Genomic DNA, 11,494 nt, shown 5'->3' with positions numbered 1-11,494 from the left:
TTATGATTTGATTGTATCTTTCTACTGAAGATTTTCATAATCCAGAAGGTTTTACAGATCATTAGATTAATTACCACCATTTCAGTAAAGAGCGAACATTCTACTCAAAATTTGAGAATAAATAAAAAGTTAGAAATATGGTAGTTTTAAAACAATACCAAAAAGGATTACTGCGCTTATAGCAATAGTATAAATAACTGAAACAGCAATAATTTGATTTTTTTGCGATTTCATATCATGGACCCAGAAACAGACTATCATGAAATGTAAATAACCAAAAATAACAATAGGGATCCAGCTCAGAATATATTGAAAACCAAGCAAGGGATTATTCCAAAAAGGATAATGCCAAAGTAATCCTCCAGCATAATTGAGGATTAACTCAACAAATACGCAAAATATTGCATTTCCAATTGCTAATCCCCATCTATTAGGTATTAAACCAAAAAATTTAAGGTTTCGATCCTCTGGAAGTACCTTTACAAAGGCAACACCAGCCATAGCAAACATTAATGAAATTTCAATATTTAATCCAACAAAAATCAGGAATCCTGTTTCTCCTCCACAAGTCCATAAGGCTGATTCCTGAGTGAAAACAAGGATTAAAGCGTTAGCAATTTCATTAAGCCAATCCATTCCCCAAAATGCTAATCCTGCAAATACGCGGTTCCAATTTCCTTTTTCTATTTCACTAAAATAGACATAGATAACGAGAGCAAAAATAGGTATTAGATACCATTTAAAATCCTCAGGCCATACACGAAGAATGTCTAATGCAGTCTGTGTATCTGGAGTAATTACCATTTTTTCTTCCTCAACATATTTTCACTTACTAATTTGTTTTTCATCTTGAGAGAAGATAGTGGTTTAATCTTTTGGAAGTCAATATCACTATGAAATTACATTCATCTATACGAATATTACCAAAAATACCATAAAGAAATTCAAATATAAAAGTAAACAACGTTGGATACGATTGGTTTCAAGTCAGATTACTTAAATATCTTTCTTCTTCCCTAGATTCATCCTAAATCTTGACTTCTTTCTTGACTGATGATGATTTATTGAGGAACTTTAATGAAATATCGAATTACTCAACATCCAATTCTTAACATTCCAAAATTACAGCATATTGAATTCACTTGGAAGGGTAAGACCTTGATAGGAGAAGAGGGTAAGGTAATTTCTTCTGTTCTTTTTTCTCATGGAATAAAAGTATTTGGAAATCATCCAAAGGATAATAGTCCCCAAGGGATATTCTGTGCAAATGGACAATGCGCACAATGTACCGTGATAGTTAATGGTCGTCCTGTAAAAGCATGTATGACGGTATTAAGACCTAATATGGAAATTGAACCATGTATTGGGTTACCTGCTTTACCTGAGGATGATCAAGTTAAGGGTGTGGGTGATCCTTTAATTTATGAAACTGAAGTTTTAGTAATAGGTGCAGGGCCATCAGGACTTTCAGCCTCTAAAATATTTACTGATTATGGCGTAAAAGTATTATTAATAGATGATAAACATCGTCTTGGAGGAAAATTAATACTACAAACGCATAAATTTTTTGGATCTCAAGAGGATGTTTATGCTGGAAAACGGGGGATTGAAATAGCAGAAATTTTAGGGAAACAAGTACAAAATCATAAATTAATAGATATTTGGTTAAATAGTATTGCTATTGGAGTTTTTTCAGATGGACTGGTTGGAGTGTGGAAAGATTCACAGGTTTATGCTTTGATTAAACCTAAATATATTTTTGTGGCTACAGGAGCACGTGAAAAAATGCTTGCATTTCCAGGAGACACATTACCTGGAGTATATGGAGCAGGGGCTTTTCAAACTCTAGTAAATCGAGATTTAGTGAAACCATCCGAAAAAGTCTTTATTGTAGGAGGTGGGAATGTGGGATTAATAGCTGGATACCATGCTATTCAAGCTAATATTAACGTTGTTGGTCTTGTTGAAGCTCTTCCAAGATGTGGAGGTTATAAAGTTCATGAAAATAAGCTGAGACGTCTGGGAGTACCAATTTACACAAACCATACTATTATAGCTGCAAATGGGATCAATAGTGTCGAAAGTGTAACAATAGGCCAATTGGATGATAAGTGGAAGGTCATTAAAGGTACAGAACAAACTTTTGAATGCGATACAATCCTAATTGCTGTTGGTCTTTCCCCAGTTGATGAATTTTATAAAAAAGCTGGAATTTTTGGATTTAAAGCAGTAGTAGCAGGGGATGCACAAGAGATAGCCGAAGCAAGTGCTGCAATCTTTACTGGACGTGTTGAAGCAATTCGTCTTCTAAATGAAATGGGAATTAAAACAACCGAAGATTTAATGGTGCTAGAAGCAAAAGCAAATTTGATGAAAATACACCCTCCTCCTCCTATTAATCGACCTCTGCCTGATGTTAAGGCTGATATCTTTCCATTATTTCATTGTGATCAAGAAATACCATGTAATCCATGTGCAAGTGTGTGCCCACAGGATCAAATACATACAGAGGATGATTTAATAACACATTTACCTTATTTCAAAGGAGAAAAAGAGTGTATAGGCTGTGAACGTTGCATAGCTGTGTGTCCAGGCTTAGCTATTACCCTCCTTGATTATCGAAAAGATAAGGATAATCCGTTTGTCACATTCCCTTTTGAAATAGCAACCACAAAACTTCAGAAGGGAAAATTAGTAACTGTAATGGGGGATGAGGGATTATTAGGACAGTTTCCTGTAGAAAGGGTACGAATTTTAAAAGAATTTCCTCGAACGCAGCTAATTACAATAAAATTACCAAATAAAATTGCTAAACTTGCAGTTAATCTTAGGTTACAAGCTGATACAAAAATTGAACCTATGGATATATTTCACAAACCTACTTATCCAGATGAAGCAATTATTTGTCGTTGTGAAAGGGTTACTGCAGGAGATATACGAAAATGGATAAAAACAGGCGTTACTGATGTTAATGAGCTCAAAACATTGACACGGGTTCAAATGGGAGCTTGTGGTGGCAAAACATGTTCTAGTTTAATTGAGCGTCTGTTTACAGAGGAGGGAATTTCTCTGGATAACTATACACCAGGCACCTTACGCCCACTTTTTGTTGAAGTTCCTATGGGAGATTTTACAAAATCACACGGAGGGAAAAATTAATGATCTATGATGTTATAATTATTGGTGCTGGAAGTGTTGGGGTACCAGCTGCCCTTTCATTCGTAAACAACGGTCTAAAGACCTTAGTTATTGAGAAAAATGCCTCAGTTGGACAAGCGGATAACAAACATGCCATTGGGGGGATTCGTGCTACTCATTCTCAAAAAAGTAAAATCAAGGTCTGTCAACGTTCTATTGAAATTTTCAGTACATGGGAAGAAAAATATGGGGATGATATTCAATGGATCCAAGGTGGATACACCTTTGTTGCTTATACACCTGAACATGAACGTTTATTAAAACAGACTGTAGAACTACAAAAGAATTATGGTCTGAATATTGATTTTATTACTCCTGAAAAAATAAAAGAATTAGTACCTGGCATTAATATTGAAAACCTTCGGGGAGGAACATTTTCCCCTGAAGATGGAAATGCTTCTCCACTACTTTCAGTACATGCTTTTTATCGAAGAGCTCTAGAACTTGATGCAGAGTTTCATTTCAAAGAACACGTACAAGAAATCCTCCTTCAAGAAAGAAAAATTACAGGAATTAGGACAAATAAAGGAAAATATCAAACCTCGATAGTTTTAAATGCAGCTGGTGGAGAAGCTTCGGAAATAATGCGTCCTATAGGATTAGATATTCCAGTCGTTCCTGATTCTCATGAAGCTGGAATCACTGAACCTGTCCAGTACTTTTTTTCCCCTATGGTAGTAGATATTAGACCTGCTATCGATTCTAAATGGGGAAATTCTAAGAATTTTTATTTTTATCAAAATAAGGAAGGACAAATCATATTTTGTTTGACTCCAGACCCTTCTATACTCGGAACCGATAGGAGAGAAACTAGTTCTTTTCTACCTCAAATAGCAAAAAGAATGATTCACCTCTTACCTCGATTAAAAAATATTAAAATCCGACGAACATGGCGTGGTTTATATCCTATGACACCTGATGGTTCACCAATTGTAGGAAAGGTAGAAAATATCGAGGGTATGTTATTAGCAGTAGGTATGTGTGGACAAGGTTATATGATAGGCCCTGGCTTAGGTGATGTCTTGGCTAGACTGATATTAGATAAGACAACTCCTCTAGATTTGGAGATTTTAAGTGAATTTACATTGAACCGTGATTTTGGTCAAATTGAAATGCTAAAATAGAGATTTGGTTTAGTTCTGTAAAATTATCTTGGATTTTAGATAAAATAGTTTTTAATAAATAAAGACATTACCAAAATTACAGCATTTAATCTTTTTATATAGCTATGACAATATCTGTGAGATAAAAAAATTTTGAAGATCCTTTGGGATTTCTTCTTTTGTAAATTTCTTGGCAAGAGCTTCTGCTAATGGTACTCTATAGCGTTTACCGTAATATATTTCTAATAATTCAATTAAAATAGCTTTATCAGGAATCCCACGATTTCTTCGTTTTTGGATGTATTCATTAAGCTGATCTATAGTAATAGAATCAGAATTAGTGAAACATCGTGGAAAAATAACGCTATTATTAAGGAATAATGATTCAATACTTTCTTCAGTAAGAGAAAAGAAGGTATTTTTTGGGAAAACCATCTCCCAGTTATTTCGAACTCTATCATAATTATCAGAATTTAATATATCTCCATCAGTGATTGCAACAGCTCGGGAACGAACAAATTTACTCTTCAAGAGTTCTATAGAAATGACAAATTTCATATTAGTCCATCCCCCAACAGGAATAAAACTTACACGATTTTTTGCTGCTCGTATTCCAGAACCTATTATTATATCTTCAAACACTCGATAAACTCGTTCATCTGTTCGTCCTTCAACAAAAACTACCACATCAGATCCAAAGGAATCAGAAGGTTGGATCCCTAGGATATTAACAACCTTTTTCATGGTTTTTTCTCCCTTTATAGGTCTAATGCGAGTCCACCCATTGTGAAGATCAACTAGATATGCGTGACCAATTAAAAGCCGTGTGGAGTGAGTTGAGAAGAATATTTGGTGATTCCGAGAGAATTGTTCAAGTTTCCTTGCAAGAGCTCTTTCCCCGCGTGGATGGAGAAATAAGGAGGGCTCATCAACAATAACAATTCTACCTATAGGACTGCAAGTTAGAAGCCAAGCAAGAGAAATTATCCGTTTTGTACTGGATGAAATTTTCCACAGCGGATTTGTAAAAGCATTTTCTATAGTAACATCAATTATTTGATGGTTATTCCGTGTTCGTGCCCCAAGTTCAAAATGAAATCTTTGAGAGAGGACATCCTGAAGAAATTCTTCAATTAAAGATAGTATTTGATAATTCTTTTCATGTAGTAAATTTAATAAATTCGTATGGAGAGATCTATTGAAATCGGAATCTGTTTGAAAGTAGCTAAAGAATGCTCGTGAAAAGAACTCTTGAATGATTTCAGGGGCTACTTTTTCCTCGGGAAAAGGAATCTTTTCTCCATTTCGGAGTTGGAGATAGATCTTTTTTTCTAGTATGGTATATAATTCTTTTTGCAAGGACAAATTAAATACAAAATGACTTATTTCTCCATGTGAAGTGATCTGGGTTAATAGATCTAAAAATTCATCAAAAATTTGATTTGCTTGAGAATAACGATAAAATTTCGCAGTTTCAACAAAAATATTACGTAGAATTTCATTATCTTGCCATGATTGAATGTCATCATTTACTCTTAGATGAAATTCTCCAGATATGGATTTGGAATCTCCAAAATATGAGAGGAGATTTTCAAAATTATAACTTGAAATGACTTCTTCTTGTGGGAATTGTAGCTGATTTTCAGCACGAAAAGCTCCATCCCAAAAAACAGAAATACCTTCCAATAAATTACTCTTACCTGAATTATGGGGACCTATAAAACAATTTAAACTCTTTAGATCACTTAGAGAGAGGTTGGCGATGCTTCTAAAGTTTCTAAGACTAAGTTTAGCTAATTGCATGATTCAACTAATGACACTAAATTGCCTTTATCCTATATAAAGATAATAGTTCCTATACCTGTCTAGGGAAACGTAGTCATAATAACCGAAAATCTAAATCGAGGATTGAGAATTCTTTGATAAATAAGAATGAAATCTGTTTTATTAAGAATGAGTGATTTTCAATAATTAAGCTGTCTTAAACAATTATGGACTTTTTTATCAAGGCGTCCAATCCATTAGTCTGGGATACCCAACATCAACAAAATCACGTTTGATTAACCTTATTTTTTCAAAAATTGCTAATCTTATCCTACTTTCCGTTAATTGAAGAGAATCTAAAATTATATTAGCTGAGGTTTCAACTGCTTTCAAACCTGCAGTGACTTGAGAATATCTATCTAAAATTTTTTCTGTTAAAAGATGATTAGTAAATTTTCCCCCTCCTGAAAGTAATTTATATCCATTTTCAGAGGAAAGAGTGTTTGGATTGTTACACATTCGAACTAACTCATCAAAACAATCTTTGTATGGATGAACTACATTCCGTGCAATGACCCCTCTCATAAACATTTGAGTGGTTTGTCGTGCCAAAATAAGTGCAAATGGAATGGAAATCATCAATTCAGTCATACGGAGATTTTCAGAATTAATGATTGAAGTTGATATATCTTGAGCTTTTTCATAATCATCTAATGAAATTAAAAGACATGTCAATTCTCGAAAATCAGTGTTAATCATTTTAGGAGTGACACGAAATTGGGTATAATAAAGACCAACTCCAGTTAAAACAACAAAAGCTTCTTCAGAATCTTCTTCTTCGCCTGTTAGTATTTGATCGGGTAAAAACACAACATTATCCTTTAATATTTCAATAACTGGTTGATTTAAATAAGAACCCAAATAATATTCTGAACCTATTAATTTTGACCAAGAAGGGAAGAATAGAATTTGCGTTAAGTGTTTTAATACTTTCTGATCATCAGGTGTAGGATGCTCCATTTAAAACCTCAAATTAATTCTTTTTCCTGTAGTACTTCCAAGAGAAGCCAAGGATCGTCAGTAAAAATCCCATCAACACCGAGTTGAATTAAATATTCGAATGATAGCCGGTCATTAACAACCCAAACATGAACTGCAATATTTTTGGCATGTGCAGCTCTTACAAATCGTTTTGTCACAATCGTGCGATTTTGATGAATGATAGGGACTTGAAATGCAGAATATCTCGGAGTAATTATTCTCTCCAGAAATAGTGTTTGAAAAGTTAAAAATCTTCTGACTTCTTGAGGTGATGCTGACGTATGAACATGTGGAAGGATTTTTCTGAACTTTTTTATTTGAAAATGATGAAATGATCCCACTAATATCGAATCCTCACGAGAATATTCTATTATTATTTTCGCTAGAAGCTCTGGAGCAATAGGATCAACATCTTTTATATCTAAATTAAAATGCATTTTAGGGAATAAATCAAATGCTTGACGGAGAGTAACAACTTTCCAATTTTGACCACGAGCAGGAAAAGACTTTCCACCATCTAATGTGAATGAATAACCTAAATCTACCTGATTGAGTTCATCTAGGGTGTAATTCTTCACAGGGCCCGTTTTATTAGTCGTTCGATCCAAAGTTTCATCATGAAATAATATTAATTCATTATCTTTAGTCATACGAATGTCTGTTTCAATAACATCTAGTTCTAACAGAGCAGCATTTTTTAAAGCTAATAAAGTATTTTCAGGAGAAACTGTTTGATCACCTCGATGTCCCATGACTAAAGGTCGATGAGGAGAGCGAAATGGGTTAAATTGGGGTGTTTTCATTTGTTTTTCAATCTCACTTAATCATTGAGGCTAACATCCAAGCTCTGAATGCTCAACTAAAGCCGAATAGTATACTATTGATGCTTTAGAGCATGCTCAATCTCAGATAGAGCAAACGAATGATTCTTTATAATCGTTGAATCTTGTTTAGAGTAAGATTATCATTATAATCTAGATTTTAAAGTTTATAGGACAAGAATTTTATTAAACGCACCATTATGAATGTCTCAGGGTTTATAACTGATGAAAAAAACGTTAGATGTTAATTTAATCCAAAATTCATTAATAAACCTTATTGAAGTTGATCCTGATCATCAAATTGTATCATTACTTATAACACGATTGGCTGCTATATTTCCGGAGAAGCTGATTCCTTTAACATACTCAAATAATAAAATTCAAAGAATAATTCTTGCAAATAACTTTACTGGAAAAACTGTAATCTCTAATGAGTTATTGCAATGGCTAAGAAGGGAGGAAGATCCTGATGTGATCAACTCAATTAAAAGTTCATTAAATAAGACATTATCTGGTATAATCCCAAATGAAGAAGAACTTTTTACCGAAATTCAACAACAAATCAATATTAGAGAAAAATTACCAACTTATTTAGAATTACTAGGAAATTTTCCTTTTCCAATTGTGGAAGATATTTTTCTTCATCAATGGAATATAAATCGATATAATGAAAAGATAAAGAAGGGAATTATTGAGGGTTTACAGTTCTATTCTAAAAAAGCAAAAAAAATCTCAAAACAATTAGAACACCTTCTATTAACATTAATCAGTTCATCTTATGAAGATATCGGCCTTCGTAAACGAGCCTTAGACTCTTTTGAGTGGTTAGAGACCACTGAAGTTAATAATAGTCTCGACGTTATCGTTGAGACAGAAAAACATCCAGCGATTCGGTTAAAAGCAGTTAAATTAATAGGAAAGAAGAATTTATATGATTTATATCCAATTTTGATAGAACGATTAAAATTTGATAGTAATTCTAAAATTAGAGCAGCAGCTGCAGAAGCACTAGGAATCTTAAAAGTTTATGAAGCGTTAGGAGATTTAGCTGAAAGTCTGGAGACTGATGTTAGTTTTTCAGTAAGAGAAGCATCTGCTGAGGCACTAGGTATAATTAAAAGTCAAGAAGCTCTTTCATCTCTATTAAAAGGATTAATTGATGAAGATTCATACGTCAGGTCTGTTAGTGCATGGTCAATTCAGCAACTTTATCTTGATGAGACCGAAAGAGGTAAATTAATGCAGCGATTATGTCAAACCTGTCTTTCTCAAGAAGTTGATTTCAAAGTAAAGGAGAATATTATCTCCTTACTTGCACAATTGAATAGCTATGAAGAATCAATGGCTTGCTTGATAGATCTGTATTTCAAAATTCAATCATCCTCCTTAAAAGAGTCCATCTTAGAGGGATTAGAAAGCTTTATACCGTTGTTAAAGAAAGATATAGAGTTTTTGTCAAAATATTTGCCGTTAATTCTTAAAAATCTTCAACTATCAATTTCTTTTTCACTTAAAGCTTCTATTTGCACATTTCTAGGAAATTTAAAGGAAAACTTAAGTTTTGAGGCTCTATTAGAATGTTTAGAAAAAGAATCAGATCCATGGGTCAAAAGACAAGCCACATGGGCTATATCACAGTTAGACCAAAGAATTTTTAAGAATCATATTCTAGATAGAATAAAGAATAGTAGAGATTTATTATTAAACTTGAATTATCTTGAGATTTTAACTAATTGGATTGAATATTCTGATCTAGATTTAATGTTTTCTCTATTGCATTCTGATCGCCTTGAAGTCCGTCAACAAATAATAGAAGCATTTAGAGTATTTATCAACAAAATAGACGACTTAGATGAGTCATTTAGTCTAAATCCGATCTTAGAAAGGTTAATTCATCACCTTCTTCATGATCCAGCAAATACCGTACGAGCAGCCTCTGCTCATGCTTTGGGTCATATCCCAAATAGCGATATCAAGATAGATCAGTTTTTAGTTCAAGCAATTCAAATAGAGAAGATTTATAGCGTACGTGAATTAGCAGCAGAAGCCTTAGGATATCGTAGCAATCCTAGTATCGTTCCAGAGCTATTCAAGTTGATTGATCCACAGATTGAGAAAGATCCTAGTATACGTTATTTTTCCTGTCTTTCTCTCCTAGATATTCTTGAAAGTCAATTAAAATATAAAACCAATCGAATACAAGCTTAAGCATCTTTAGTATTTGATCTCTGTATACTGATACGTTTCTCGACTTCTGGTAGTGGAGTGAAAAACCATGTGAATCCTAAGACAGTTAGTCCCAATATCGAAGCTACCCAGAGAATGATGGTTAAACCATATAATTCTGCAAAAATTCCAGAGAGGAGCATTGAAACAGGTGCACTAAATTGTGCCAATGTCCGACGAACCGCATAAACGCGGCCTAATACTTCTCGTGGAACAGTAGCTCCCCAGATTGCCTCACTTGAGACATTAGCAACTGGTAATACAAATCCTGTAATAAAAATTCCAATACCTAATATTAGGAAAAAACCAATAGGAGCTAGAAGCATTATAACTAGTCCTAAGTAGCCTAAAAACAATCCAAATGCAACACCTAAAGCATGATTCTTGAAGCCTTTCCAGAATGTCATAATGAATGAACCAATAAGCAGACCTGTTTGCTGTAAAGCTGCTATAAATCCGAAATCTTGAGCCTGACCTCCATGGATGAATTTGATGAAAAAAGCAAGTTGAGTGAAGAGTGGAGTCAAAAAGAAATTTGCACCTGCAAAAACAAAGAGAAGAGGGAATAATCCAGGTGTTTTAATTATGAATCGAATTCCTTCGATGAATTCGTGTCCGAAAGAAGGTTTTTCAATTTTTTCAACTTTCTTAATAATTTTTGGTATAGTTATTAATAATGTTGGTACAATAGCTAGAAGAAAGGTAATAACATCTAGCCAGAGTATTTGAGTAATATCTGGAAAAATCTCAAGTAATATAGGAGCGATAATTGGACCAATAATATTTATTCCAGCATTAACAAAGTAATTCATACCATTTATTCGACTTAGTTGATCCCGTGGAACCATGATTGGTAGAAGGGTATCAGTTGCTGAAGTGTGAAATGCCCCAAAGATTCCTCTAATAAAATTCAAGGAAAGAAGAATGAGTACAAGCTGAATATCAGTGAAGAGATTTGATATAAAGGCAGCTATCAGGATTAATGTAAAGAATGCCTGCATAAAGTCAACGAAAACAATTACTTTCTTTCTACTCCATCTATCCACAAACACTCCTGCAATGGGGGTTACAAGAATGAATGGCATAAAACCAAGAAAAGCGGAAAGACCTAAAACAAATTCACTTTCTGTAGTTAATGCTAAGAACCATATAATTACAAAATTGACTATATTTGATCCTAAAATTGATATCCATTGGCCACAAAGAAAAATAAGATAACCAATCAAGTTAGATGATTGTTTCTGATCTTCATCTTGATTCATTGAGGACAATTTAGTAGCACCTATAAGTTTATATTGAACAATAGTTATAAAAAACAAATCTTTGAATTTATTACATATT

General features: G+C 33.6%; 8 protein-coding genes. 3 read left to right on the top strand and 5 right to left on the bottom strand.

Annotated features, from left to right (window positions below; translation table 11 throughout):
• Positions 1-129: 129 nt before the first annotated feature.
• Positions 130-804, bottom strand: coding sequence for a hypothetical protein (locus ACWVCY_RS02395; protein ID WP_455140091.1), 675 nt, complete (start codon positions 802-804; stop codon positions 130-132).
• A 273-nt stretch (positions 805-1,077) separates the two neighbouring features.
• Here ACWVCY_RS02395 and ACWVCY_RS02390 point away from each other — a divergent pair, with 273 nt between their 5' ends.
• Positions 1,078-3,159 carry an FAD-dependent oxidoreductase gene (locus ACWVCY_RS02390; protein ID WP_455140090.1) on the top strand — a complete coding sequence of 694 codons (2,082 nt, stop codon included), beginning with the start codon at positions 1,078-1,080 and terminating at the stop codon, positions 3,157-3,159.
• Positions 3,159-4,322 carry an NAD(P)/FAD-dependent oxidoreductase gene (locus ACWVCY_RS02385; protein WP_455140089.1) on the top strand — a complete coding sequence of 388 codons (1,164 nt, stop codon included), beginning with the start codon at positions 3,159-3,161 and terminating at the stop codon, positions 4,320-4,322. Before ACWVCY_RS02390 ends, ACWVCY_RS02385 begins: the two co-directional genes overlap by 1 nt.
• Positions 4,323-4,424: 102 nt before the next feature.
• Here the strand turns inward: ACWVCY_RS02385 and ACWVCY_RS02380 are convergent, their stop codons facing one another.
• From ACWVCY_RS02380 to ACWVCY_RS02370, 3 genes are all read right to left on the bottom strand, one after another.
• Positions 4,425-6,104 carry an ATP-dependent nuclease gene (locus ACWVCY_RS02380; protein WP_455140088.1) on the bottom strand — a complete coding sequence of 560 codons (1,680 nt, stop codon included), beginning with the start codon at positions 6,102-6,104 and terminating at the stop codon, positions 4,425-4,427.
• Positions 6,105-6,305: 201 nt separating this feature from the next.
• Positions 6,306-7,085 carry a hypothetical protein gene (locus ACWVCY_RS02375; RefSeq protein WP_455140087.1) on the bottom strand — a complete coding sequence of 260 codons (780 nt, stop codon included), beginning with the start codon at positions 7,083-7,085 and terminating at the stop codon, positions 6,306-6,308.
• 8 nt (positions 7,086-7,093) lie between these two features.
• Entirely contained in the window at positions 7,094-7,909 is an 816-nt protein-coding gene (locus tag ACWVCY_RS02370) for a glycerophosphodiester phosphodiesterase (RefSeq protein ID WP_455140086.1), read from the bottom strand.
• A 243-nt stretch (positions 7,910-8,152) separates the two neighbouring features.
• Between ACWVCY_RS02370 and ACWVCY_RS02365 the strand changes: the two genes are divergently transcribed.
• Positions 8,153-10,135, top strand: a complete 1,983-nt coding sequence (locus ACWVCY_RS02365) for a HEAT repeat domain-containing protein (RefSeq protein WP_455140085.1) — start codon at positions 8,153-8,155, stop codon at positions 10,133-10,135.
• On the opposite strand, the gene ACWVCY_RS02360 is transcribed toward ACWVCY_RS02365, so the two are convergent.
• Entirely contained in the window at positions 10,132-11,415 is a 1,284-nt protein-coding gene (locus ACWVCY_RS02360; RefSeq protein WP_455140107.1) for an MFS transporter, read from the bottom strand. The genes ACWVCY_RS02365 and ACWVCY_RS02360 overlap by 4 nt on opposite strands.
• Positions 11,416-11,494: the final 79 nt, after the last annotated feature.

It is taken from the genome of Candidatus Hodarchaeum mangrovi (genome assembly GCF_975850365.1).
This window is presented reverse-complemented; position numbering and strand designations above follow the sequence as displayed.

What these genes read in the sequence shown, in the direction of transcription:
- ACWVCY_RS02360 (WP_455140107.1), bottom strand. Translation starts at nt 11,415, where the DNA reads ATGAATCAAGATGAAGATCAGAAACAATCATCTAACTTGATTGGTTAT.
- ACWVCY_RS02375 (WP_455140087.1), bottom strand. Translation starts at nt 7,085, where the DNA reads ATGGAGCATCCTACACCTGATGATCAGAAAGTATTAAAACACTTAACG.
- ACWVCY_RS02395 (WP_455140091.1), bottom strand. Translation starts at nt 804, where the DNA reads ATGGTAATTACTCCAGATACACAGACTGCATTAGACATTCTTCGTGTA.
- ACWVCY_RS02370 (WP_455140086.1), bottom strand. Translation starts at nt 7,909, where the DNA reads ATGAAAACACCCCAATTTAACCCATTTCGCTCTCCTCATCGACCTTTA.
- ACWVCY_RS02365 (WP_455140085.1), top strand. Translation starts at nt 8,153, where the DNA reads ATGAAAAAAACGTTAGATGTTAATTTAATCCAAAATTCATTAATAAAC.
- ACWVCY_RS02380 (WP_455140088.1), bottom strand. Translation starts at nt 6,104, where the DNA reads ATGCAATTAGCTAAACTTAGTCTTAGAAACTTTAGAAGCATCGCCAAC.
- ACWVCY_RS02385 (WP_455140089.1), top strand. Translation starts at nt 3,159, where the DNA reads ATGATCTATGATGTTATAATTATTGGTGCTGGAAGTGTTGGGGTACCA.
- ACWVCY_RS02390 (WP_455140090.1), top strand. Translation starts at nt 1,078, where the DNA reads ATGAAATATCGAATTACTCAACATCCAATTCTTAACATTCCAAAATTA.